Source organism: Dyadobacter sp. CECT 9275 (assembly GCF_907164905.1).
GTDB lineage: Bacteria > Bacteroidota > Bacteroidia > Cytophagales > Spirosomataceae > Dyadobacter > Dyadobacter helix.
In genome coordinates this window covers 221941-247862 of sequence record NZ_CAJRAF010000002.1, presented here as the reverse complement: position 1 = coordinate 247862, position 25922 = coordinate 221941, and the positions used below count along the sequence as shown (strand labels likewise).

At 45.0% G+C, this 25922-nt stretch carries 18 protein-coding genes; 13 read left to right on the top strand and 5 right to left on the bottom strand.

Annotated features, from left to right (window positions below; genetic code table 11):
- The first annotated feature begins 28 nt into the window (after positions 1-28).
- The 12 genes from KOE27_RS09145 (at position 29) to KOE27_RS09090 (ending at position 17534) form a co-directional block, all read left to right on the top strand.
- Positions 29-457, top strand: a complete 429-nt coding sequence (locus tag KOE27_RS09145) for an antitoxin Xre/MbcA/ParS toxin-binding domain-containing protein (protein WP_215238587.1) — start codon at positions 29-31, stop codon at positions 455-457.
- Positions 457-912 carry an RES family NAD+ phosphorylase gene (locus tag KOE27_RS09140; RefSeq protein WP_215238586.1) on the top strand — a complete coding sequence of 152 codons (456 nt, stop codon included), beginning with the start codon at positions 457-459 and terminating at the stop codon, positions 910-912. Before KOE27_RS09145 ends, KOE27_RS09140 begins: the two co-directional genes overlap by 1 nt.
- Before the next feature lie 39 nt (positions 913-951).
- The gene (hisC, locus tag KOE27_RS09135; RefSeq protein ID WP_215238585.1) at positions 952-2025 is read left to right on the top strand and encodes a histidinol-phosphate transaminase; all 1074 of its coding nucleotides are present in this window, start codon (positions 952-954) and stop codon (positions 2023-2025) included.
- Between the two features lie 47 nt (positions 2026-2072).
- Positions 2073-2594 carry a hypothetical protein gene (locus KOE27_RS09130; RefSeq protein ID WP_215238584.1) on the top strand — a complete coding sequence of 174 codons (522 nt, stop codon included), beginning with the start codon at positions 2073-2075 and terminating at the stop codon, positions 2592-2594.
- 99 nt (positions 2595-2693) lie between these two features.
- Positions 2694-6011: a UvrD-helicase domain-containing protein gene (locus KOE27_RS09125; RefSeq protein WP_215238583.1), complete on the top strand. Its 3318-nt coding sequence runs from the start codon at positions 2694-2696 to the stop codon at positions 6009-6011.
- A 276-nt stretch (positions 6012-6287) separates the two neighbouring features.
- Entirely contained in the window at positions 6288-9707 is a 3420-nt protein-coding gene (locus KOE27_RS09120; RefSeq protein ID WP_229252717.1) for a response regulator, read from the top strand.
- A gap of 5 nt (positions 9708-9712) precedes the next feature.
- Positions 9713-10534 (top strand): CheR family methyltransferase, encoded by an 822-nt coding sequence (locus KOE27_RS09115; protein WP_215238582.1) that lies wholly within the window; start codon positions 9713-9715, stop codon positions 10532-10534.
- Positions 10535-10619: 85 nt separating this feature from the next.
- On the top strand, positions 10620-12539 hold the full coding sequence (locus KOE27_RS09110; protein WP_215238581.1) for a response regulator: 1920 nt from the start codon (positions 10620-10622) through the stop codon (positions 12537-12539).
- A 102-nt stretch (positions 12540-12641) separates the two neighbouring features.
- Positions 12642-13412 (top strand): hypothetical protein, encoded by a 771-nt coding sequence (locus tag KOE27_RS09105; RefSeq protein ID WP_215238580.1) that lies wholly within the window; start codon positions 12642-12644, stop codon positions 13410-13412.
- 1014 nt (positions 13413-14426) lie between these two features.
- Complete coding sequence (locus tag KOE27_RS09100; protein ID WP_229252716.1) at positions 14427-14756, top strand: MarR family winged helix-turn-helix transcriptional regulator; 330 nt, start codon at positions 14427-14429, stop codon at positions 14754-14756.
- A gap of 40 nt (positions 14757-14796) precedes the next feature.
- Positions 14797-15834, top strand: a complete 1038-nt coding sequence (locus KOE27_RS09095) for a phosphotransferase (RefSeq protein WP_215238578.1) — start codon at positions 14797-14799, stop codon at positions 15832-15834.
- A 1073-nt stretch (positions 15835-16907) separates the two neighbouring features.
- Positions 16908-17534, top strand: a complete 627-nt coding sequence (locus KOE27_RS09090) for a dTMP kinase (protein ID WP_215238577.1) — start codon at positions 16908-16910, stop codon at positions 17532-17534.
- 114 nt (positions 17535-17648) lie between these two features.
- On the opposite strand, the gene KOE27_RS09085 is transcribed toward KOE27_RS09090, so the two are convergent.
- The 5 genes from KOE27_RS09085 to KOE27_RS09065 all read right to left on the bottom strand — a co-directional run bounded on the left by KOE27_RS09085 (position 17649) and on the right by KOE27_RS09065 (position 24263).
- Positions 17649-18293, bottom strand: a complete 645-nt coding sequence (locus KOE27_RS09085) for a hypothetical protein (protein ID WP_215238576.1) — start codon at positions 18291-18293, stop codon at positions 17649-17651.
- A gap of 196 nt (positions 18294-18489) precedes the next feature.
- The gene (locus KOE27_RS09080) at positions 18490-21636 is read right to left on the bottom strand and encodes an efflux RND transporter permease subunit (RefSeq protein ID WP_215238575.1); all 3147 of its coding nucleotides are present in this window, start codon (positions 21634-21636) and stop codon (positions 18490-18492) included.
- 1 nt (position 21637) lies between these two features.
- Entirely contained in the window at positions 21638-21937 is a 300-nt protein-coding gene (locus tag KOE27_RS09075) for a DUF190 domain-containing protein (protein ID WP_215238574.1), read from the bottom strand.
- Positions 21938-21990: 53 nt separating this feature from the next.
- Positions 21991-23001, bottom strand: a complete 1011-nt coding sequence (locus KOE27_RS09070) for an efflux RND transporter periplasmic adaptor subunit (RefSeq protein WP_215238573.1) — start codon at positions 22999-23001, stop codon at positions 21991-21993.
- Positions 23002-23003: 2 nt separating this feature from the next.
- The gene (locus KOE27_RS09065; RefSeq protein ID WP_215238572.1) at positions 23004-24263 is read right to left on the bottom strand and encodes a TolC family protein; all 1260 of its coding nucleotides are present in this window, start codon (positions 24261-24263) and stop codon (positions 23004-23006) included.
- Positions 24264-24521: 258 nt separating this feature from the next.
- On the opposite strand from KOE27_RS09065, the gene KOE27_RS09060 reads away from it, so the two are divergent.
- Positions 24522-25883 carry a sensor histidine kinase gene (locus KOE27_RS09060; RefSeq protein ID WP_215238571.1) on the top strand — a complete coding sequence of 454 codons (1362 nt, stop codon included), beginning with the start codon at positions 24522-24524 and terminating at the stop codon, positions 25881-25883.
- The last annotated feature ends 39 nt before the right edge of the window (positions 25884-25922 follow it).

Below are 25922 nucleotides of genomic sequence, written 5' to 3'. Positions count from 1 at the left end.
GACATTTTTCACGATAACGATTGTAGTTATGACAGTACGGATGGTGAATGAGCGGCTGGGAGGATATGGGGTACTTAAGCATGCTGTTAATAACAGTTTTGACCTGGCTCTTCTCGCCGAAAAAGGTATACCCAAGGCTGCTATCCAGCACCTGGCAGATTCTGCCGGGATTGATGCACGCGAAATAATCGCACTGTTGCCTGTCACACCCAGAAATTTGCTCCGCTACGATGAGACAGATTTGCTGAGCAACGTAGTTTCTGATCATCTGATTGCCCTGGCTGATCTTTTTGCAGTAGGTACCAGGGTATTGGGAAATGAATATTTTCTGGATTGGCTTCACCGTGAAATTTTGGCTTTAGGTAACGAAAAGCCTATCCATTACCTAAGAACGCATGCCGGGATTGATCTGGTTAAAACAGAACTCGGCAGAATGGAACACGGAATTTTTGCCTGATGGAATTGTTCAGGATCACAAAAGCGGCTTACCAGGATGATCTCAGCGGAATAGGTGCATATCATTACGGGGGCCGGTGGAACAGCCCGGGTTCTGCAATGCTTTACACCTCTACGCGGCGCTCACTGGCAATGCTGGAAATTCTGGTTCATTGGCAAAAACCTTCTCCTCCTCCTGATTTCGTGGTTGTTGTACTCTATGTTCCTGATCATGTGGGAATAACTGAGAGTGTAAATCTGATTTCTGCCTGGGAACAGGACCAGCAATGGAGCAGAGAAAAGGGAGATACATTTTTGGAGGAAAAGAAAACGTTGCTTTTACGCGTTCCTTCGGCAGTAGTACCCAATGAAAATAATATGCTGATTAACCCGCTTCACCCGGATGCCGAGCTGGTGAAGATCATTGATGTAGCGCCATTTAGTTTTGATGGACGGCTTTTTAACATAAATAAATAATTACCGTGCTGCCATTTGGAAGCACTTATCTGATTGAGAATGAATACTGTATTTGACCTGAATAAAATTCTCCGGCCGCACATACTCTCCCTGGCGCCCTATTCCTCCGCACGTGACGAATACACCGGGCATGTAGGCGTGTTTCTGGATGCCAATGAAAATCCATACGGATCAGTTACAGACGAAAGTTACAACCGATATCCGGATCCTTATCAGGCTGATATCAAAAAGAAGATAGCACCCATTAAAGGGGTTTCCATTGACAGGATCTACCTGGGCAACGGCAGCGACGAACCCATTGATCTGCTCATAAGGGCTACATGCACACCCGGCAGTGACCGTGTAATGATCTTGCCGCCGACCTATGGGATGTATGAAGTAAGCGCCTCTATCCATAACGTGTTCATTGACAAGGTTTCGTTAACATCTGATTTTCAGATAGACACGGCGTCGGTCCTGGAAAATATCAGACCCGAAACCAAGATAATCTGGATATGCACTCCCAATAATCCATCGGGTAATGTCATGGAGACGGGGGCAATAGAAACCATTCTGAAAAATTTTAACGGACTTGTGGTTGTAGATGAAGCCTATATCGATTTCACAGAAACACCATCCTGGACGGCAAGGCTGGAAGAGTACCCTAATCTGGTAGTATTACAAACCTTTTCAAAGGCCTGGGGACTGGCGGGCCTTCGGGCGGGGATGTGTTTTGCCTCTCCTGAACTGATCAAAATACTGAACAAGATCAAACCTCCCTACAATATCAGCCTTCCGGCACAGCAGGCCTTATTGAAAGGGCTGGAATCGGAGGAGAAGAAAAATGCCATGGTGGAAGAAATTCTTAAAGAAAGAGCTCATTTGCGTACGATGTTGGAAAATTTATCGTTGGTGATAAAGGTATTTCCTTCTGATGCCAATTTCCTGCTTGTAAGATTTGAAGATGCCAAAGCGGTTATGTCTTATTTGATTAACGAAACGATTATTGTCAGAGATCGCTCTCGGGTACATCTGTGCGACGGTTGCCTGCGCATTACGGTGGGTACAAAAGAAGAAAACGAAATACTGGTTACTTCCCTAAAGAAATTTCAATCCAAAAACGTTGTTGCTTAAAGTAAATACCCCGACAGAACAATCAACAAATACTTTTAGACCTGATTATGAAGAAATTAGCACTAACCGTTATATGCACACTTTGTTTTAGTATCGTCCATGCCCAATATGATAATTGGGCAGTTGGCTTTAAACTCGGCGAGCCAACCGGCGTTAACTTCAGAAAATACTTTAATAATATCCACGCAATAGACGTAACTGTAGGTACCTACGGAGGGATATTGTCCAATGACAGGAAATACAGAGGGGACGACGGCCGCTATAAAAATGCCGGGCTTTCGGTACAGGTCCATTATTTATGGCATACACCACTTTTTAATTCGGAGTCGGTCCATGTTTATTATGGACTTGGCGCTCAGGTCAACAGCCGCAGATCCTATCCAAAAAGGCTTAACGGAGAGTATGAAAAAAATATCAGCCTCGGTGGTTCGGCCCTGGGCGGATTGGAATATTACATTACCGATAACCGTATCTCGGTCTTTCTTGAAGCGGGGACTTACTTGGAATTACTTCCAAGGCCGTTTTATCTAAGCCCCAATATTTCGGGAGGAGTAAGATTTAATTTGTAAAAAAATCAATTTCAGCAACAACGTATTTTCGGGAGAGCAGGCTTAGGCCTGCTTTTTTGTGTATATTGGTTTGGAGGTTTCTATCTAAAAAATCAGATCGTGTTTAAGGTATATAGTTCTTCGGCGGGTTCGGGTAAAACCTATACGCTTACTAAAGAGTATTTAAAACTTGCGCTGCATTCTGCTTCAGAAACTTACTTCAGGAATATCCTGGCCGTAACATTTACAAATGCCGCGGCCAATGAAATGAAGGAAAGGATATTGCTGATGTTAAGGATATTCTCTCAGCCTCAAAGTGTTACCGGTGAAATACCTCCCATGCTCAGAGATATTATCACCGAATTATATCCGGCAACGCAGGAAGACCAGCAGCTTTTTGAGGAAGTCCGTTGGGTAATAGCAGCCAGGGCAAAACTGGTCTTTACGCAGATACTGCATCGCTACTCTGATTTTTCGGTGATGACCATCGACAAATTTACGCAACGCCTGGTAAGCAGCTTTACCGACGAACTGGGCTTGCCATTCGTTTTTGAAACACAACTGGAGGCCGATCTCCTCGGCGATGCCGTGGACAGGCTGCTGGCTCGCATAGGGCAGGAGGGAGAAGAGGTACTGACGGAAATCGTGGAGAATTATTACCGCGAAAAGGCAGAAGAAGGAAGCAGTTGGGGAAGCCTGCCCGTCCGGATCCGGGAAACCTCCGAAATGCTGCTCAACGAAGAGGCATACCTGAAAATGAAGCGGGTTGCGGATTTTAGTATGGAAGACTGGAACACGATACGCAAGCAGATTCGCCGTTATATCAGGAAAAAGGATGATGAAATTGCGGATCTGGGAAAGGACGCCATGGGTACCATTGCTGCTACCTTTCTGGCAGACAAAGACTTCTATCAGGGAGCGAGAGGTATATTCGGATATTTCAGGTCCAGAAAGGAGGGGCAAAAACTTTGGGAAGAACCTAACGCGTATGTCCGTAAAACGATTGGAGAGGATATGTGGTACGGTGGAAAAACTCCCACGCTTATCAAAGATAAGATTGATGAAATCAAGCCCGTTTTAACAGAAACATTTGAGAAAATTGAAACCATCCGCAGCGAAGATGCTCCCAAAATGTCGCTATACAAGCTGCTGGACCGGCATCTCTATAGCCTTTCCCTGTTGGGAGAAATCCGCAAGGAATTCGATATCCTGCTACGGCTGAATGGGCAGGTCCATATTTCGGATTTTAACAGGCGTATATTAGAAATCGTGTCGTCTGAGCCCATTCCTTTTATTTTTGAAAGACTGGGAGAAAAGTATAACCATATACTGCTGGACGAATTTCAGGATACTTCTAAGCTCCAGTTTGCCAATTTACTTCCACTGATCGAAAATGCATTGGGCGAGGGGTACTTCAATCTGGTAGTGGGAGACGCAAAACAGTCGATATACCGGTTTCGGGGTGGAGACATGGACCTGATATTACATCTCTCCAAAGATCAGATCATGAGCCTGACCGACAAACTGGGTGATAATCATTTTGTTTCTGAGCGCCTGATGGCATTGAGCAGTAATCTGGCGGTAGATCATCTGAAAACCAACAGACGCAGCTATTATGAAATCACTGCTTTTAACAACCAGTTTTTTTCTTTTGTTGCTGATAATCTTGGTGAGCAATACCCTCTGGTACAAGATGTTTTTGATGAAAATTTCCAGCAGGAGATACCTGCCGGTGTAAAACACGGCGGGCACGTGCAAGTTGAATTTTTGAAAAATGAACCTATCGAGGCAGAGTTTGGGGAAAATGGAGATGAGCCAGACGCCATCCTGCTCCGAACCACCGAACTCATAGCTCAACTGAGGGAAGAAGGTTTCAACTGGCGGGATATTGCCATTTTGTGTCGAAAAAAAAAGGATGCCGCCGCCCTGGCCAACGAGCTCAGGCAGCACGGATATCCCCTTATTTCGGACGATGCGCTCACGCTGGCCTATTCCCGTTCGGTACATTTTGTGGTATCGTTTATGAAGGTGCTGCACAGTGCTGACCATAAACTGGCCCGATATGAGGCAGCGTACTTATTTCATCATGAGATCTTGAAGGAAAATCCTAGTGCTTCGGAGTATGAGGCCATTCGCTCCCTAGCCGCTTCTTTGGGATTGGATGCATTTCTAGCCTATTTTTCCAGATGGGGAATTGAACTTACCGCTTTCCGAATGCGGCAGATATCCGTTTTTGAGCTTTCAGAGATGCTGATTCAGCGATTCGGACTGTTTGAAAATGGCTCAGACAATGAGTATCTGTTCAGGTTCCTGGATGTGGTGCTGGATTACGGTAACCGAAAAAGCAATCACCTCGGCGATTTTCTTACTTTCTGGGATACTGCTCGTTACAAAACTTCCATTACTATCCCCGCAGACACCGATGCGCTAAGGATTACCACCATTCATAAGTCCAAAGGGCTTGAGTATCCGGTCGTCATCATCCCCTATGCCGACTGGAAGGTTACTCCCGGCCCTCTGGACCGCCTTTGGGCTGATCTGGACGATGCGCAATATGAAGAACTCCGTTTGTTCAGTGATACCGGTATTGAAAAACGGCTTCTGAGTTCAATGGTTTCTGTAGGGAAAGGTCTTGAAAATTCGGTGCTGGCCGGGCAATATACTGAGCATCAAACACGTACGCTGGTGGAGAACCTGAACCTACTGTATGTAGCGTTCACACGATCCGTACAGCAGCTTTATATTCTTGCCAAAAAGGAAAAAAGCTGGACTTCCGGCCAGCGGGTCAGTCACTGGCTGCACGATTTTCTGTCCCGGCCCGACGCACATCCGGCCTGGTCGGATGAAGAAACCACTTTTGTCCTCAGCCAGGGCTTCGGAAATTGTTTTCACACCCATTCGAAATCGGAAGCGAAACCTTTTATTGTCCATGAAATACTCAGTAATGACAGAAGCCAGTCGTTAAGATTGCGACGTATGGCCGACAGAATATTTGATATCAATACCTTTGAGCCAAAGCATGACAAACTTCAGAAAACGGCCTATCTGCTTACGACATTAAGAATGGTGTCCGAATTACCCAAAACGGTTCAGAGAATTATTTCGGAAGGCATTGTAACCAAGCAGGAGGCCGAGCTCCTATTGGCTTCTGTGCAGGTACTTCTTGCTGAGCCTTCACTCAGGGAGCTCTACGATGACCGGAATTTGGTAAGTATCAATAAGGAGATGCTCATTCCAGGTGGAGGCATGCTGCATGTGGACAGAGCGGTTCAAATGACGGACGGAAGCCTGGTGCTGATGAGGATCGTTGCGGGAAAAGGGAATGAAGAGCCAAGGAGGCACATCAGGAAACTGGTATGTACATTTAATGGTATCGGCCGAGCTTCCAGAGGGGTTATTATAACTTTGGAAAACAATGAGATTGAATGGATTCGGTAGTAATATTTGCGGTAATCATGTCAGCCAGATGGGCCGTTAATCGGGGAGTTGTATGGTGTACAATCAGTTTTTTAGCTATTAAAATATGAATTTATGGAATAATTCCCATTCGGGTGAACGTTAGGCTTCCAACTTCTCCTGAAAATGTGCTCTTTGTAGAAACTTTTATAGATATATTCCAGTAAGATGTAGTAAAATTGCGCTAAAATTAGCGAACTATATTACGGTACGGTTCATCTATCCATAATTTCTGTCAGATTTCCGTTGCCAAATATTATGATGCGATTATCATTTCAGAAGCAGATTTTACTTGGGATTATCTTTTCCATTCTCCTGGTTATCACTGTCGGTACCACTTCTTACCAGGCCCTCCGGCTGCAGCAGGAGAATTCAGCAGTGCTCAACCATACCCGCGAAGTACTCAATACGACCAATGAGGCTGAAAATCTGATACTTTTAGCAGAAACAAACATCAGAGGATTTGGATTATCCAGAAACGTCCTGTTCGAAAACTCATACAGGCAGGCGGTTGACCGGGTTTGGATCAACCATGAAAAACTCAAAGAACTATTTTCTGATAATCCGAAACAGTTGGCCAGGCTTGATTCGCTGGAAAACCTGGTCCAGGTAAGACTGGAACAGATGAATGCCCAACTGGACAGAATCAAGCATGATACCCAGGACCTTACGTGGTTAAAAGCAAATGTACTTAAGGGGAAGTATTTGTCAGACAGGATTGCAGCGAATTTCCGGGAGATACAGCGTGCCGAACAGCAATTACTTGCCATTAGGGAGCGAAATGTGGTAGACAGCTCCCAAACTGCCGAGCGGTTCATCATTTTCGGGAATGGAATATTTCTGATGGTGGTGTTTATAATGACTTATTTGATCCGGAATACCTATCAGGCGCAGGTGGCTTCGGAAAGGGCTACCAATGAAGCCAACTCGAGGCTTGAGATATTGTCGGCTGAGGATCAGGAAAGAAACTGGGTATTAAACGCTGCTATTGAAATAGGTGTGGCCTTGAGAGGTGAACCTACCAAAACGGAACTAGCCAACCGGTTGCTTACAAAGATATCCGAAACCAGTAACGCTATGGTGGCAGTGATGTACCAGATCAGCCAATCGGGCGATTACCTGGACCTGGCCGCCACGTACGGAGTGGACAATACTGCTGATATCCCGAAAGTTGTTAAAAGCGGTGAGGGAATATTAGGGCAGATGCTGGCAGATCAGGTAGATATGAAGAAAATCGACATATCCCCTGGTTATCTCAAAGTCAGGACTGGCGTAGGCAGCACAAGCCCGGGATCTGTTTTTATTAAGTCGTTCACGTTTGATGACAAAGTGGTTGCATTGGTTGAAATAGCCTTTTTGACTGACCCAGGAATGCGCTTTTTAAAGCCGCTTGATATGGCTGGCATTAGTATTTCTGCTGCCATTGTGGCCGCCAGAGCCAGGCAGATTACAATGGAGTTGTTGGAAAAAACTCAGCTTCAGGCGGAGGAGCTGTCCAGCCAGCAGGAAGAAATGCGGGTTATCAATGAAGAACTGACCAACCAGACATCCATGCTTCAGGTTTCGGAGGAGGAACTTCGTGTGCAGCAGGAAGAACTCAAGCAGATCAATACGGAACTTGAGGAAAAGGCATTTATGCTGGAAGAACAGAAGAATATGATAGAAGAGGCGCGCGATCAGATCCAGCTGAAAGCCGACGAACTTGAAAGGGCAGGAAAATTCAAAAGCGAATTTCTTGCCAATATGAGTCACGAACTCCGAACGCCCCTGAACAGCATTCTGATTCTTTCCAGGATTTTGGAAGAGAACAAGGGAACCAGGCTTAGCAGCGAGGAACAGCACTATGCCTCTGTGATTTATAACTCGGGTAATGATCTGTTGACGCTGATCAACGATATCCTGGATTTGGCCAAAGTGGAAGCGGGGAAGGTGGAATTAAACTTTGAGCAGGTCAGAACGGAATCGTTGCTGACCGATATGCGTAACCTCTTCCAGAAAGTTGCTGACAACAAGGGCATCAGTCTGGTGCTGGATAAGTCGGACGATTGTCCGGATTCACTATGGATCGATCCGGTCAGGGTACTTCAGGTCGTGCGAAACTTGCTTTCCAACGCCATTAAATTTACGTCTGCTCCGGGTACCGTTTCATTTAAGATCAGGAAGTGCTCCGATTCCATTCAGTTTGAAATATCTGATACCGGTATCGGGATTCCGATCGACAAGCAAAATACGGTTTTCGAAGCCTTCCAGCAGGCGGATGGTTCTACCAGCCGGAAGTACGGAGGAACCGGGCTTGGACTTTCCATCAGCCGTGAGCTTTCCATTTTGATGGGCGGAAACATCGGGCTTAAAAGTGAGCCGGGCGTAGGCTCTGTTTTTACACTCACGATCCCTTATCTGGCGAATCCCGGAGAGGTGGTTACAGAACCTGTTAAAAATCCCTCGCCAGATGTAATCGAAAGCAGTGCTTACACAGGTTTGGAGGGGCACCGGTTGCTGCTGATCGAAGATGATGCGGTCTTTGCCAATGATATGGCTGCAAAGGCACGTAAAAGTGGATTTGAGGTGGTGATAGCAAGTACGGGTGAAGAAGCGCTGCGGTTAGTCAAAACCTTTAAACCAACGGCAATTACGCTGGATATGCATCTGCCCGACATATCAGGCAAGGAAATTTTGAACCATATCAAAAACGATCCGTTCACCCGGCAGATTCCGGTGCATATTGTTTCGGCGGGGGACAATGAGCAGGCCTTAGACCTGAAGGATAGTATCATCGGTTTTATGCAAAAACCGGTGGACAGGGAGTCGGCCGAAAAGATTTTTGATCTTTTGAAACTGAAAGGCAAGGATCTCTCCAGACAACGGATATTGTTAATTGAAGATGATACTTTTCAGAGCAAGTACCTGGGAGAGTTTCTGGTGGCAAACGGTATTTTCGTTTTATACGCCTATACCGGGAAGGAGGCCATGGATATTCTCAATAATAATATCGTGGACGGTATTATCCTGGACATTCATCTGACAGATATGAACGGTCTGGAGCTCCTTGATGTAATAAAGGCAAATCCCGAATTAAGTAAAATTCCGGTTGTCATTAATACGGCCGAGGATCTTTCTCAGGCTGACCTAGCCAGAATCATGAAATATGCGCACCCTATTGTCATGAAAACCCGCAAGTCTAATGAGCGGTTGCTGGATGAGGTAAAATTGTTTTTAAGAAACATTCAACCTGAGCCCTTGCCAAGTCTGGCAACGCATTCGGGTTCATTCAGTAACCCGGTGGTAAATGCTGACCGTGCCTTTGTAGGCAAGAAGATACTCGTGGCAGATGATGATATGAGGAATATTTTCGCGCTTAGTGCCATTCTTGAGGAGTCCGGTTTTTCACTCGTTATTGCTACAAATGGTGTAGAAGCACTTGCAAAACTGGAGGAGAATGAAGGCATAGAACTGGTACTGATGGACGTTATGATGCCGGAAATGGACGGGATCGAAGCAACCAGGCGGATCAGGCAACACAGCAAATGGGCCAGGCTACCCATTATTGCTGTAACGGCAAAAGCGATGCACGGCGACAGGGAGCAATGTATCGCTGCGGGCGCAAGTGATTATATTTCGAAACCTATTGATATCGATAAATTGCTTTCCTTAATCAAGGTTTGGCTTCATTCAGCTTAGTGAAAATGACTGTTACAGGTATTGAAACCAATGATCTTGAGGTACTGATCAGCCATATCCGTCACATTTCAGGATTTGATTTTTCAGGATATTCCCGTCCTTCGCTGTTACGGAGGGTATCTCGTTATATGACAAAACATGCTGTAGACTTTACGGAATTGTTGGGAGGCTTAAGTGAGGGAGGTTCCGTGGTTTATGATTTTATACAGGAGCTCACTGTGAATTACACCGAGATGTTCCGGGACGTAGATTTTTTCCTAAGGGTGAGAGGTACCATTTTTCCTTACCTGGAATCCTATCCAACGCTAAGAATCTGGACAGCCGGGTGTGCCAGCGGCGAAGAGCCATATTCTGTGGGTATCTTATTGAAGGAAGCGGGGTTGTACGACAGGTCTTTTATTTATGCAACCGATATAAGCAACCGGGTACTGAATACCGGCAGGGAGGGAATTTTCAATATGAACAAAATGAGGGGTTTTTCGGAAAATTACCTCCTCTCGGGCGGCACTCATTCCCTTTCCGATTATTACAGGGTTCTGTATGGTAAAGCAGTGATGATACCTGAACTTAGAAAAAATATTGTATTTTCAATCCATGATCTTACAGGAGATGGTGTTTTTAATGAGTTCCATCTTATATTTTGCCGCAATGTATTAATTTACTTCACCCTTGAACAACGCCGGCAGGTGTTTTTGAACCTTTACAAGAGCCTGGCCATTTTCGGTTTTCTATGTATTGGTAAAAGAGAGAGCTTTAAGAATTCAGGGATTGAAGAACACTTTAAAATAATCGATTCAAAGCTAAATATCTATCAGAAAATAAGTTAGGTAAGGCCAATGTCAAAATGTAACTGATGGTCAATGCTTTAATCCAGAAGATAACCCACTTACGTTTTAATAACGCTCATGAAAAATGGAAAATACGAAAATACTATTGTTGGATGATCGAGAGGAGAATCTGATCTCTCTGCGTGCGATATTAAATCGGGATGATATTCAGATTTATGCCACCACATCAGCCAATGATGCCCTGCGGATTGTCTGGGAAAACGATATCAGTGTTGCACTTGTGGACGTTCAAATGCCTGGGATGGACGGTTTCGAATTTGCCGAAACGCTGGCGTCTAATCCCAAGACCAAGGAGATTCTGATCGTTTTTGTTACGGCAATTTCCAAGGAGACAAGGTATGCAGTTAAAGGACTGAAAACCGGAGCAATAGATTATTTGTATAAACCGCTGGATCCCTATATTACAAGTGCCAAGGTGGATGCGCTTGTGAAGCTGGCCAGGAGCCAGAGAGAAATCCGGGAGAAAAATAGAATGCTTGAAAATTATGCCGCCATTGTCACCAATTCACCGGATATCATTGCGACGGTAGTACCAGAATCGGGCAAAATCCTGTCCGTAAACCCATCCGTAGAAATCGTCCTGGGGCATACTCCGGAAAGTTTACTGAACACATCCATCATTGACCTCCTTGTATCACCTGAAGGTTCCCCCCTTCAGAAAATCCTGATTGAGCGTAGTTATGTATCGGGAGAAACCATTGTACTGGAAGATCAGTTTTTTGGTACGTTCCGTCAGCATGTCTGGCTTGAACTTCATTTGATGTATCGAAACAGGGTGTTGTTTCTCAACCTGCATGATATTGAAAAAAGGAAAGCGCATGAAAGAGAACTGATTAAGGCGCAAAATCAGGCAGAAAAGGCCCGCAGAGCCAAGGAATCCTTTCTGGCTAATATGAGCCATGAGATCCGTACGCCCCTGAATGGCATTATAGGGCTCGGTAATTTGCTTGAAACCACAGCTTTGGATGAATCTCAGAAAGGACTGCTTGAGATGCTGTTACAGTCGTCGTCCTCATTGCTGAATATTTTGAATGATATTCTTGATATATCTAAAATAGACGAGGGCAAGTTTTCCATTATTCCAAGCGCTACTGACCTGAGGAATATCGGCAAAGGAATCGTTGACCTGATGCGTTTTAAAGCCGACGAAAAAGATTTGAAAATAAATCTTACGGTAGACGAAAGCGTACCGGCCTGCGTGATGGTGGATGGTATGAGGCTGAATCAGATACTGCTGAATCTGGTAGGTAATGCTTTGAAATTCACAACAGAGGGTTATGTCAATCTGATTATTAAAAACGAGGGGTCCAAAAATGGCAAATATCTCCTTCGGTTTTCGGTGGAGGACAGTGGTATTGGTATATCCGAGGCCAATGTTGCGAACATATTCTCTGAATACGGGCAGGCTTCCGACGAAATTTCGCATCAGTATGGCGGTACAGGACTAGGGCTTACCATTTCTCAGAAACTGGTTCATCTGCTGGGAGGCGAGTTAAAGGTACAAAGCAAACTGGGAAGCGGAAGCCAGTTTTTCTTTACTTTGGAACTGGAAAATGTGGAGGAGGAAATCAACAAGAAATCTCAGTATATACCTTTTCACCAGTTGCCTCCGTTTCCTGGCAAAAAAATCCTCATTGCAGAGGATAACCGTATTAATGGCCTGCTGCTGGAAAAATATCTGGCTGCCTGGCAAATTGATACCGTATTGGTACTGAACGGCAAAGAAGCGATCAGAGAGCTGCAATCCACCACTTATGATATGGTGGTGATGGATACGCGTATGCCCGAAATGGATGGCTTCCAGGCTGCCCGCTATACCCGTAATGAAATAGGGCTGGACACTCCCATTTTGTCGCTGTCGGCAACGATACTTCCCGAAGAAATTGAGCAAGCCATCCTATCAGGGATGAATGACACCTTATCCAAGCCTTTTGAACCCATGCAGCTTCACGAAAAAATCGGTATCCTGATGAATAAGGAATAGTTAAAAGGAGTGGACTGCAACGTTTTTTGATTGTCCATCGTAATGATTTGTAAGCGATTTTCGTTTATTACGAGGTACAATAAAGTGTATTTGACAACGCCAATGAAAACAAAAAATTCAATAGTACTGCTGCTGTCTCTGGCAGTGGTAACCGCTTGCAGTTCGTCCAAAAGAATGACCTACGAATCAAGATGGAATGCTCCCTTTTCATATGTAGATGAAGTAAAGCCAGATAAGCAGGATGCACGTTCCCGGATTTCCTATGGTATTATCAACGATGATAAATTTTTATACATCACGCTGAAAACCAAAGATCCCAGTACGATTGACAAGATACTGGCTAACGGCCTGCGGATCTCTTTCAGTCCTGAGGGACAAAGGAAAGATGCCTATTATCTTCAGTTTCCGGTTGTAATGAAGGAGGACAGAAAGGCGTTACGCCGCATAGATACCGATATGCCGAACAGCCTTGGCCTGAAGTTTCTGCTGGATTCCTACAACAAAGAGGCACTCTGGAAAGATAGAGACGGGCAGCATTCGATCAACCTGGTGGCGGGAGAAGGAAGTATCAAATCCCGCATTTCCATGGATGAAAACAATGAACTGACCGAGCAGATCATCATTCCTTTTAACCACATGGATCTTAAAATCGGAGACAGGCCCATGCTTGGGATTAACATTAAGGTAGAAGGGCAGTCTTCCCAATCAGGGATTTCGCCGCGTATCGGCATCGGGCTCGGCGGAGGAATTGGCATGGGTGGAGGTATGGGTGTTGGTATCGGTACGGGAAGTGGATATAACTCTCAATATGGTGCCAACGACAGACCGGTTGATATCCGGCTGGACGTTCAGCTTGCACAGGTGGTAAATTAGCAGAACGGGATCGTTCAACTTTTGTAGAAAATTAGGTTAGGCTTGCCAGCTCATCTGGCAGGCCTTTTTTTGTGGCTGAGCTTCCACCGTAACCACCCTTCGGGAATTTCAATTTCAGCAGGTTTACCAGTGCGTCGGTCCGTAACGGCCCAGTTTTTAAAGCAAATTAAAATTGAACAAGCCAGGTACCAAGGCCAATTCCATCCAACAGGTCAGGTGCAGGATGCTTCACGCTCAGGAAGTTAATGTCCTGCATGAGCGCAATATGGTGAAAATGGTTGCGCTAAGATTTTACTACAGCGGTTCAGCCGGGGAGTAGTGCTCCGTTTTTCGATTCTAAGGGAAGACGAACTGTTTCATTTAGAGATTTCAGGCTAAGACAATATCGGTTATTTAATAATGTCAATTAAGATGATTTAATATTTTAAATCATCTTTTCTGATGCTGTATGAGTCAGTAGGGCTCGGTCGACGATCCGATACCAGCCATGCAGGAAAGGGGGCTCCGCCCTAAGTAGCCCTGTACCGTTAAATCCATTAGAAGACCTGGAATATTTCAGTTAGCAGTCTAACGCAGGCGGGGATCAGTAGGGGAAGCGAGAACAGGCGGGTTAGATAATATAGGTTGATTTACTTTTATAAATTCTTTCACTAATTATAGAATTTATAAAAGTAAACATAACTATCGGCTCCGACCTTTGTTAGAAGATACAGCTCCCGGCAATGAGCTCCGTCTTGTGATAGCCAACTTTTTCATTTTTTATTAGTCATCAAACTTCTCCACCTCAATTACAGTACTAGGATAGCTTTTTTAAAATATTGTTTGTCAGTATAATACGGTTTATTATATTTGCATAATACTTGATAAGTCAATTAATACACAAATATTAATCAAATAAATTAACGCGATATGCCTGAGATTTCGGCCTCTTTAAAAATGTTTATGAATCTGAATATTGTTCAGACTCTTATGGTAAAAAAGTTTGATTCTCGTCTTAGTATACAAGGAATCAGCATGACAGACTTTCTGATCCTGTATCAGTTGGGAGAGGCTCCTGACGAAAAGCTTAGGCGTACCGATCTGGCAGATAAAATTGGTTTGACCGCTTCCGGTATCACTAGGGTATTAGCCCCTCTGGAAAAGATAGGTTTGGTCCGCAGAGAAGCCAATAGCCGGGACGCGCGCGTTAGCTATGTGAAGCTGTCGGTTGCTGGGCGACGTGTTTTAACGGAGGCATGCATCATCGCAGAAGAGATAGCGGGAGAGCTATTGACAAATGTAAATAATAAAAGATTGTCTGAATTAACAAAAGCACTGGCAGAGCTGGGCGGGACAATTGGCTAGGGCAAAATTTCTAAATGTTTTTTTCATACAAGTAAATCTGATGCAGACTTCCGCAAACCATTTTGAGCTGTTACCTGACACCATCCGTCGGGCTTTGGAACGTACTCTTATCGCCGTTTTCACTGATAGAGATGCCATACAGAGTGAATTGTTAGGTGAAGGAACGTCCAGAGCCCTGCTGTATAAACTCTCACACCAGGGCAAAACATATTTCTTGCGGATAACGTCCCGCCATGCTGAAATAGCTGATACCAGACGTCATTTTGAAAGTCTTCGGATTGCATCGGCTGGTGATGTGGCTCCTCAAACGATCTATTCAGATTCGGAAACTGGAATTGTGATCTGCGAATGGGTTGAAAGTCATCCTTTATTTGAAAGTTTTACTGACCGCGGATTGCTGGTAAGGAAACTGGCTGATCTGGTAGCAAAAGTACACATTTTGCCCTCTTTTCCAGGATTATTCAACTTTGTTGAAGCTGTGGGACAGCTTATTTTACAGTTCAGATCTTTTGGAATGTTTGATGAGGAGGTTATCCATCCTCTTTTAAAAGACTATCACCTGATTCAGACGAATTATAGGGTTGCGGAGGACGACTGGGTGTCCTGCCATAATGACCTGCATCCAACTAATTTCTTATGTACTGTTCAGCGCAAACTGCTGCTGATAGACTGGGAATGTGCTTTTACCGGCGACAGATACGCAGACCTGGCTCTGCTGGGCCAGTCGTTCGCATTGACCGAAGCGGAAACGGAATGGTTGCTCAGTGATTATTTTGACGGCCCAATCACCCCTGTAAACCGCGCAAAGTTTTTTCTGATGCAGCAGGTATGCCATCTATACCAAGGGTTGCTGATGCTCAAATTTGCTGCTTCATGTAAGCCGTTGGGATATGCGGACAATGCAGATTTTGAAACCGTAAGGCAAAGTGAAGTGACGGGGCTGATAGTGTCAGGTGAGTTGGATCTGGATACTTACGAAGGACGTTTGTATTATGGAAAGGTATGCCTGAACGAAGCCCTGATCAATTTCAAGTCGGACAAGTTTTCATCTGCACTTGAGAGTATAGCCAGCCGGTAGGCTTGCGGGTTGCATGAGGCACGGAGGATGATTAACGCTCGTTGGCAGGATTGTGTGCGTCGTTGGTATGTCACTTGGATTGTAAACTACTCAGGTACGATCATTATTGACAAAACTGATCAATGTTGCTGCCTTCAATTTGGACACAAGAAGGTTGTGAGAAACGAATAACCGTTGCGTACTGGACAATAGGTATACATGAAATCAGGCAAATGATTGGAGGAGAGGTTGGGTGAGTGGCTGTTCCACCATACTAGTATCTCCGAGGTTTGCAATGATGTATTTTGCTTATGTGTCTTATAATCAACAAATTGTATTTGAGTTTTTATTCGCTGTAATGGCCATTCTGTATGTATCAGACTATTTTTAAGTATTGAAAGTAAGATACATCTTATATGTATCCATTTATTAAAAGTTAACGGCGACAGTACTGTTAAATACATTCAATAAATAAACTAAGTTAAATAAGTAATATACTTTTAATACATTATTATAAGTATAATTTGTAAGATAAGATCTGAACTTACCATAATTATTATATGTATCATCATACTGGAAAACAGTTAACGAAAATGGCTTGGAAGGCGGCTTGTTTTCTGGGGATGATATAGAAGGATCGGACTCATTTTTATGCCAGTTCACCCGTTTTTACGCCAAGAATTAAGGTATAGATAAGCCATTTACAAAAGGGGATTATTGAATATTTCCGGGAAGGAGGGATTCAAAACGCCTGACGCTTTTATGTTTCTTTTCTGGGTAGAATGGTGAAAATCTGACCGAGGCGCCGGTACCCCAGCGGTGATCTGTTTTCACACAAGGATATTTCTAGGACTGTTTATTAGTAAACAGAGACCACCGAAGATTTGGACGAAAACAGATAAAATCAAAGTAACATCAATTGGTTATTTGTGGGGAATAATCACCCATTGACCTGGAGGGATCCATGGCCATTTTATAAGTAAAAGTGAATAAATTACACGTTGCAGGAATAAGGAATTATTACTTCCTGTAAATTACGCATGGTTTTTAATGATTACGCGGATTCCAATCACCATAAATCAGCACTTATTGAGATGGGCAAGATAAAATTTATAGCATTTGAAGGAGTTGCCGGGGCAGGGAAATCCACTCAAATAGAAAATGTCAGGAACTATTTGGATTCTCGGGGAAAATCGTGTTTCGTAACGAAGGCTTTTGAAGATGACCGACGGAGGAATACGGAGGCATTTTTTAATACTTTACAATACACGAATGATAATGCTAAAACATTCATATTTCAGGCGCTACATTGTGTTCAATATCAGGAAGTGATTGAAAATTACAACAGGTTTGACTACATCCTGGCTGATAGGTGGAGGGATACTTTTTTTGCGTACCATAAATTTTTCGGTGAGCTATCCACGTTAGAGCCCGCTATTCTGGATGTATTCGACCACTTGGCATTCAGGGATCTTTATGCTGATTTGACGTTCTTTTTTGATATATCTCCAGAAGTCGCTCAGAAACGATACAAACAACGGGAAGATGGCAGGGGGGATATGATCAAAACAGATGATATAGCTTTTTTTGAAACAACCATTAACTTTTATCGGAACCTGACGAAGGAAAAAAAGTGGATCAGGATTGATTGTAATGGAACTGTGGAGTATGTTACCGCTCAGATTATAAAGGAAATGGAACGGATAGAAAGGGATATCTAATTTCTGGAAGTCGAACTTTTTGGCTTGGATAATATCCTTAATTTGACGTTTGGAACGGTGATTTATTCGTTCTAAGGGAGTCACGGACGAAATGATGGGATTTCCTTCCAAGGTTTAGTTCGCCTTGATAAAGCTAAAATCGGATCCCTTCAGTAACGGATGCTCACCGGTAAGCCCGGTGTCTGTAATGGTGAGTTTTACGTTGTCCAGAAATATCTCGGCGAACCATGGCTCAACCTTAAATTCAAAGTAGTTATCTGCTGAATTTATTGGAAAAGAGGAATACCTTTCGGGGCAAAGCGTGAAGAATAGATCAATGCTGTTTACTTTCGACCTTTTCATTTTTAACATTCCTTCAGAATTCGTACTGCCATACTTTTCGCCCTCATCGGTATACAGCGTGACATCGAACAGGGATAGTATCTGTGGGTTACCGCATATTATTTTGATGGTTATAAAATCGCCGGGTACTACTTTGGTCCGCATGGCGTAGTCAGTTTTGGGCTTTCGTCTGCTGTTCAGAATTAATTGGTTATCAATTACTTTCCAGAGGCCTTGTCCCTGCCTGTCAACCGCTCCGTAGGAATAAAAGTATTCAAAAGTACTGTCGGGCTTCAGTAAAATGGCTGTTGCGGTTTCCATGACGCCTTGCAGATAATACTCTCCTGCGAGGGAATCGGTCGGGATCTGGGAGAAACCTTTTATTGCCAGGGTAGTTCCATGTATTGCCAGCAACGCTATTTTGTAAATAGATACCATTTCCTTTGAATTTTGAAGTTTGTAACGATTAAGACTTCCTAAGTCCTTGTGACTTGGGAAGTCTCTCTCAATTTAAAACAAAATTCCGGCCCTTGGAAGTTACTCTTATTTAACGGCTTGATCATTGTAGAAGCTTTCTAAATGGTCCGGTCTAGACTTTCCAAGTCTCGAAGACTTGGAAAGTCTAGACCGGCCGTCAGGAGCTCGAAAGTCTCTCACCGGTTGTGACCTTTTTCCGGTTTCTTTTCGCCCAAAAGTAGAGCGGAGGGAGCAAAACGGGCGCAAAAAGCAGCGTGCTGGTGAGCCCGCCAATGATGACCGTCGCGAGAGGACGTTGTACATCAGAGCCGATACCACTTGATATTGCAGCAGGAACGAGGCCAATAATGGCAACAATCAGAATAGAAAGAAGCGCTCTGAGCTGTTCTCCGGAAGCTTCCAGGATGTTCTCTCTGAGATTATCTGCCCCGTCTGATCCGGTCCTGTTGAGTGCGGAAACAAGTAAGACACCTGCCATAACGGATATCCCGAATATACTCACAAAGCCTACGCCGGCTGAAACGTTAAAATAATAGCCTCGTAATAACAGGGCTGCTATCCCTCCGCCCAATGCGAACAGAATACAACTCATCGTAATGAGCGTGTCCGGCAGATTTTTAAACAGCATGAAAAGGAACAGGAATACCATCACGATGGTCAGCGGTATGGTAAAAGCAAGTTGTTTTCCCGCACGTTCCAGGTTTTCGTATTGTCCGCCGTAAATGATATTATACCCTTTTGGGACATGCACCTGGGCGTTCAGTTTTTTCTGTAATTCGGAGACAAATCCGCCCTGATCGCGGCCACGGATGTTGGTACGCACCGTTACCATCCGTTTGCTGCCATATCTGTAAATGTTTGTCTGTCCTTCAATGAAGTGAATATCAGCTAACTGACTCATGGGTATCAGCGCTCCAGAGAGGGAAGGTACCTGTACATTTTTGATGGCGTCGATTGAATTGCGGTAACTGGGCAGAAACCTGATGACAATATCATAACGTTTGGTACCGTCGTAGAGCGTTGATATGGTTTTGCCGCCAATAGCCGCTTCGATCATGTTCTGGATATCCGCTACATTAATGCCAAAACGCGCTGCGGCTTCCCGGTTTATGTTGATCGCAAGCTGTTCCTGGGGACCTTCCTGCTCTATGTTCACATTATCGGCTCCGGGAGTTGCCTTTACAATTTTTGCAATTGCTTCGGCCTTTTGCCTCATCAGGTGCAGGTCGTCCCCAACGATAGATACCGCAAGATCAGCCGCACTTCCGGTTACGATTTCCATTACCTGGTCAATAATGGGTTGTCCGGATGAGAATGAAACGGCCGGTAACTGTGCCTGAAGATCATTTTTGATTTTTTGAACAAGTTCCTTTTTGGTAATGGTTTTGCTCCAGAGATCGTAATCCTTCAACCCCACCAGTATTTCATTTCTGTTGGCGGGAAAAGGATCCGTGCCATCATCGTTGCGGCCGGTCTGTGTGATCACGAAAGATATCTGAGGATATTTGGAAATGATTTTCCTGATTTTGGGTGCGTAACTGGCGTTCTCCTGTATGGTGATACCTGACGGAAAATTACCTCTCAGAAAGATGGATCCTTCGTCAAGCGTAGGCAAAAATTCGGTACCGAGTTTTAGCCCGAACAGTATGAGAACGGTTACCATGGCAAAGCCGGCGAGTACCGTAGCCTTATAGTTTTTTAAGAAGATGAGCAGCGTTTTGATATATCCTCTTGTCATGAAATCAAGTGCAAAATTGCGATGCTCCTTCATCGGTTTATCCGGATCAGACAACGCTTTTTTGTAGGCAAATGAAATCAGTACCGGAATAAACGTAAGGGCAGCCAGCATGGAACCGATCACCGCAAAAGCCAATGTTAAGGCCATGGGAGAAAATAGTTTTCCCTCCACACGGGTCATCAGCAGTATGGGCATGTAAGCCAGGATAATGATGGTTACGGAAAAGAAGATTTCACGCCCAACCTCCTGTGCAGAAAGTAAGGTGATCTTGACGATACCCTGTTGTTTTTCTTCGGGAGAAGCCGTACGGTATTTGCGTATGAGGTGCTCTGCCATCACACAGGCGCCATCAACAATGATCCCGAAATCTATGGCTCCAAGGGAAAGCAGGTTTGCCGGGATGCCCGTCAGGCGCATCAGGATAAAGGCAAACAGCAAGGAAAAGGGTATTGTTAAGGCCACCACGAGTGCGCTGCGGATACTTCCCAGGAAGAAAATCAATAGGATAATAACAATTGAAATACCTTCGAAGAGCGTGTGCGCAACGGTTTCAAGTGAATGATCTATCAGAAAACTTCTGTCGTACAGCGGGCGCAACTGAACCCCGTCGGGTAACTCGCTGGCCTGCAGGTCGGCCATTTTTTCTTTCAGTGCTTTTAATACCTCGCTTGGGTTTTCATAACGACGGAGCAGAATGATTCCTTCTACGCCGCTGCTCACATCCACCTTTTCCTTGTTGATGGTGTAGCCCATTACGCCACTTGGCGGCGGCGGTGTAATTTCTACCGTGGCAACATCCCTTACAAAAACGGGAACACCGTTTTCGGATTTGAGTACGATATTCTGAATATCCTGTTCATTTTTGATGGCCCCCAAACCCCGGATTGCAAAGCCCTGGCCACCTCTTGAAATCACATTGCCGCCTGTATTCTGATTATTAACGTTGATCGCGTCCATCACATTCTGGAGAGACAAGCCGTATTTGACCAGTTTTTCGGGAGAGGTAAGGATATGGAACTGCTTCAGCGGACCACCAAAGGTGGTAACATCGGCAATGCCGGGTACCTGCAGCAGTGCAGGCTTGATCACCCAATCCTGTAAATCACGCAGCTGGGTGGGGCTGTAGGTTGACGGTGCTTCCACGACGTAACGCAATATTTCACCCACAGCGGTAGACAGGGGAGCCAGTTCGGGTGCAACACCGTCTGGCAGTTCTGCCGATGCCAGCCGTTCGGTAACCTGTTGGCGGGCAAAATAATCGTCTGTGCCGTCTTTAAAAGTAAGCTGCACCACGGCCAGCCCGAAAATCGTCCGGCTTCTCCTGTCCAAAACATTCGGGGTGTTCTGGAGAGCCCTTTCAATAGGGACAGTTACCTGTTGCTCCACTTCCTCGGCTGCCCGGCCTGGATACTGTGCCACTACAATTACATTGGTATCCGCTATGTCGGGATATGCCTCAATCTTGAGCTGGGTAAAACACCAGTACCCAACGCCCATGAGAACTACGCTGATGGCAATGACGATCCATCGGTTGCGCAGGCTAAAAAAAAGCAGGTTCTTGATCATTTCAATTCCACTTGTCTACATGGTTGGTAATTATGAATCCGCTTTTGACCTCGTGCCGGAGTTGTGTCAGGGCAGATTTTACTTTATCTTCTTCGTCTATAAATGTGATAACCATTGGGGTTTCATCGAAGCTGAAGAGATCATTGGGGCGGTTCAGATGTTTACCGTCAAAGCCTGATAAGGCGCGCAGAACCGTTGCACCCTGTACTTTCTGTTTGACCAGAAACTTCAGAATGTATTCGTATAGGGGCTGGTCGCCCTTCCATTGGTCGGTGCCGATGAATATTTGTGCCTGGAGCATATTGGTGACGTTTACAGTGAATTTAAGTGGGCGAGCGCAGCGGATAACTTGCCTCAGTACCCGAATGAAAGTCCTTTGAGTTGCATGGCCCCTTTAATCACCACGCGATCTCCGTCTTTCAGGCCGCTATAGACAATGATACGTTCGCCGATCTGATCTCCCACGTTTACTTCCTTCCTTTCAAAACCTGTATTTCCGGATTTGATAAACACGTAATTTTTGCCCTGGATCGTAATAAGCGCGTCTTTGTCTACGCTCGTATTTTTTCCTTCGCTTATGCCAAAAGCTACCGTTCCGAACATCCCTGCCTTCAGTTCACCGTTGGCATTGTTGATCGTCACACGGAGTTTGATCATCCTTGTGGTCTGATCGACCATATCCGCAACGTCGTCGATTTTACCGTTAAAATCCCGGCCAGGAAATGCCGTAAACTGCAATGTACATTTGCTGCCTTCCTTCACTTTGCTGATCTCGCTCTCGGGTATATCACAAATGATATAAGCGGTCCCGGCCGCCGCCCGGCGCAATACTGACGGTTCAAAACCACCTGCTTTCAGCTTGGTTTCGTGTTCAATGATGGCGGACCGTTCATTTATCAGATTGGTTTCTTCCATAGAGAGTGCCGTCTGCGATTCAAGTAAATCTTTCCCCGTGGCCGCCCCGTGTTCCTGCAGGTCCTGAATTCGGGCAAGTTCCGTTTTCCGCTGGCGGATGTTGATATTCTGTATCTGATTGATCATGGTCAGATGTTGTAACAGCTGCGTGTAATTACCGGAGAGGTCGGGGTTATCAAACAGTACGATATTGCCGGAGGCACCTTCGTTGGACTTCACCACCGTGGCGGATACCTTGGCCGGAGCGGTAATATCGGCAATCAGTGCTGAACTTTTGATTCTTTCGGTTTCAAAAAAATCAGCTGATTGTTTCATCGGAAAAATAATTTTAAGACCGTTCTCTGATACTTCCGGTGTGGTATTGTCGGGTGGTGCCTGGCTGGTTTCTTTCTTGGTACATGCTGCCAGAAACGATGTCAGCAGCCAGCTGTATATGATTAATTTTTTCATTTTTACTGAGCGATTTGATTGATTAGGCCGGACGCATAAAGTAGGTCAATATAACTTTGGCGATATTGCTGTAACACGTCATAATACTGCTGCTGAGTGTCGAGCCAGCTGCGTTGTGCTTCCAGAAAATCAATAATAGTGGTACCTCCACGCAGGTAAGAATATTTAACACTGCTAAGTATTGCTTGAGATTGTGTGAGTAACTGACTGAAATTCTGCAAATTATGCTTTTGAGTCTGATAGGCCAGGTATGCGGTTTGTATTTCGGTCTGGATTTTAGCTTCGGTAGTGAGCAGCTGTTGTTCGGCCTGCTGGCGTATCACCTGCGATTTTCTGATCTCTCCCTGATTCTTTGAAAAAATGGGAATTTCAAGAGTTCCGTAAAATCCAAGGTAATGCGCCTTGTTCTGCGGATTGTAAATCAGCCCAAGTTCAGGGGTAGGCAATGCGCTGGATTTTTGCAGTTTGATGTTCGCATCCGCCACATCCAGATTGGTCCGTATGGCCTGGATATCACTCCTGTTGGCTGTGGCTTCCGTTATGATATCGGTAAGCTGGGGCGGAAAGGTAAACAGGAAATGATCAGCAGTATCCACCCGGATGGAATCTTTGGTACCCAAGAGAAATTTGAGGTTTTGCAGTTCATTGTAGTACACCTGCTGAGCTGACTTCTGCTGGATTTTATACTGGTTTGCAAGTAATTCGGTACGCGCCAGATCAGTTGTCGTGATCACCTGATTCTTCAGCCGGAGTCTGTTAATGGTAGCCAGAGAATCAATGTTATTCTTGGCATTTGACAGGATATCCAGCTGTTTGCCGGCCGCCCATACATCCAGCCATTTCTGAGCAACGGCCTGGTATAAGTTGCGTTCCGTTTCGGCATACTGCTTTTGTGTCAGCTTCAGGTTTTGCTCTGCAAAATTGATCTTGTTCTGACGCTGTACCGGGAGCTGAAAGGGCTTGGTAACCTGCCACCATATCTGCCGGTTGTAGCCGCTGTACCAGGAGGAATTTTCCGGAAACTTGCCGGGTTGCACCAGCTGAAGCGACTGGTTGTTGATTACAGGATTGGGCCTGAGGCCCGCTGTGATGATATCGGACTGAACGATGGTACTGTTAAACTGTTCGTTTTTTAGAACCGGGTTATTGGTTTTGGCCATCTGCAGCGCCTGCTGGAGCGTGTAGGTGGTTTGCGCCGTTACCGGTCTGCCAAGCGCCAGGGCCGTAATGAAAGTCCCGGCTATGATTTCTTTAAATGACATTGTCTTCGAGTAGTTTAGACCTTTAATGTGCGCAAATATTCATTTGCCGGGCTTAAAACGGGGTTAAAACGCTTTTATAATGTGGTTAAAAAATGGTTAGAAAAAAATTAGAGGCTCTCTCAGAAGGCAAGAGGCACCGTTGGACCGCCAGGGAGACCGTAAGAGTATACGAATGAAATTTAATGCTGAAATTGCTTATTTTGGTGATCCAATTGAATACACCGGTTTTCATACTAATATTCAGCCAGAGCTACTTTCATGGAATATTTTCTCGTCATTTTTTTTCTGATCAGGCACATTCGTGTTGCACTCGATACCAAGGAAAAGCTCCCTGTTTGGGATAAAAGGCTGGTGATGGCGAGTTATGTTTCAATAGCACTTGCCGGAGCTTACTATACGGCCAGTGAGGAAGTTGCCCGGTGGCTGTGGCAGGTGTTTATGGTAGCAATGCTATGGACCATATACAAAAGAGATGAGTTCACGGAGATCAGGGGGCTGGCACAAACGATTGTTCTTTTTGCAGCAGTGGGTTTTATCAATGTATTTGTGCTGACCTTTTTTCCAAAATTTCACAATAACTACGCCAGTTACTTTTCAACAGCTGTGGCATTTGCCCTGATCTTGTGTTTTGTGATTTGGTTTTACACACAAAAGCAGCGCAGCGCGCTCATCAAAGAACGCCAGGAGCGGGCCAGAGAAGAAGAAGAAAGCAGGGCTCAGAAATTATCACTCGAATATCTGGTTACTGAAAGGACGCAGGAACTTACCATTCAGAAAGAAGAACTGCAAAAAACAATTGAGGAGCTTAAAGCAACTCAGGATCAGCTGGTACAGAGCGAAAAGATGGCCTCTCTGGGGGAACTTACCGCCGGAATTGCCCATGAAATCCAAAACCCTCTGAACTTTGTGAATAATTTTTCGGAACTCTCCGTAGAGTTATGCCAGGAACTGGAAGAAGAACTGGAGAGGATTGAACTGGCAGCGGAGGAGAAGGATTACATCAGGGGAATTATCGGAGACCTGAGCCAGAATCAGCAAAAAATCATGCACCATGGAAAGCGGGCCGACTCCATTGTAAAGGGAATGCTGCAGCATTCAAGGACCTCGTCTGGCGAGAAAGAACTGACGGATATTAATGCACTGGCCGATGAATACATGCGCCTTGCCTACCATGGTTTACGTGCTAAAAACAAGGAATTCAACGCAGCATTGATATCTGATTTTGATCCGGCCATTGGGAAGGTTGGAGTAATGCCGCAGGACCTGGGCCGGGTTTTTCTCAATTTATTTACCAATGCATTTTACGCAGTGGCGGAAAAAAAGCGAAATCTCGCTGAGCAAAGCGGAACGGATATGATTTACAAACCCGAAGTTAAAATAAGTACCAAAAAGTTTGACAACAGGTTGGATATCAGGGTAGAAGATAATGGTACCGGAATGCCTGAACATGTGAAAGCCAAAATCTTTCAGCCTTTTTTTACAACCAAACCAACCGGCCAGGGAACCGGGCTGGGCCTTTCCATGAGTTACGATATCATCACCAAGCTTCATGGAGGAACTCTGGATGTAGAGACGGTCCAGGGAGAAAAAACGGTGTTTAAGATCTCTCTTCCCATTTGATGTTGTTGGATTGTTCAGGCAGGCCAATAGCAGGAGTCA

Coding starts and splice junctions, on each gene's coding strand:
- KOE27_RS09130 (WP_215238584.1), top strand. CDS start 2,073: ATGAAGAAATTAGCACTAACCGTTATATGCACACTTTGTTTTAGTATC.
- KOE27_RS09080 (WP_215238575.1), bottom strand. CDS start 21,636: ATGATCAAGAACCTGCTTTTTTTTAGCCTGCGCAACCGATGGATCGTC.
- KOE27_RS09085 (WP_215238576.1), bottom strand. CDS start 18,293: ATGGTATCTATTTACAAAATAGCGTTGCTGGCAATACATGGAACTACC.
- hisC (WP_215238585.1), top strand. CDS start 952: ATGAATACTGTATTTGACCTGAATAAAATTCTCCGGCCGCACATACTC.
- KOE27_RS09120 (WP_229252717.1), top strand. CDS start 6,288: ATGATGCGATTATCATTTCAGAAGCAGATTTTACTTGGGATTATCTTT.
- KOE27_RS09105 (WP_215238580.1), top strand. CDS start 12,642: ATGAAAACAAAAAATTCAATAGTACTGCTGCTGTCTCTGGCAGTGGTA.
- KOE27_RS09075 (WP_215238574.1), bottom strand. CDS start 21,937: ATGCTCCAGGCACAAATATTCATCGGCACCGACCAATGGAAGGGCGAC.
- KOE27_RS09060 (WP_215238571.1), top strand. CDS start 24,522: ATGGAATATTTTCTCGTCATTTTTTTTCTGATCAGGCACATTCGTGTT.
- KOE27_RS09095 (WP_215238578.1), top strand. CDS start 14,797: ATGCAGACTTCCGCAAACCATTTTGAGCTGTTACCTGACACCATCCGT.
- KOE27_RS09070 (WP_215238573.1), bottom strand. CDS start 23,001: ATGAAAAAATTAATCATATACAGCTGGCTGCTGACATCGTTTCTGGCA.
- KOE27_RS09140 (WP_215238586.1), top strand. CDS start 457: ATGGAATTGTTCAGGATCACAAAAGCGGCTTACCAGGATGATCTCAGC.
- KOE27_RS09115 (WP_215238582.1), top strand. CDS start 9,713: ATGACTGTTACAGGTATTGAAACCAATGATCTTGAGGTACTGATCAGC.
- KOE27_RS09065 (WP_215238572.1), bottom strand. CDS start 24,263: ATGTCATTTAAAGAAATCATAGCCGGGACTTTCATTACGGCCCTGGCG.
- KOE27_RS09100 (WP_229252716.1), top strand. CDS start 14,427: ATGACAGACTTTCTGATCCTGTATCAGTTGGGAGAGGCTCCTGACGAA.
- KOE27_RS09090 (WP_215238577.1), top strand. CDS start 16,908: ATGGGCAAGATAAAATTTATAGCATTTGAAGGAGTTGCCGGGGCAGGG.
- KOE27_RS09110 (WP_215238581.1), top strand. CDS start 10,620: ATGGAAAATACGAAAATACTATTGTTGGATGATCGAGAGGAGAATCTG.
- KOE27_RS09145 (WP_215238587.1), top strand. CDS start 29: ATGACAGTACGGATGGTGAATGAGCGGCTGGGAGGATATGGGGTACTT.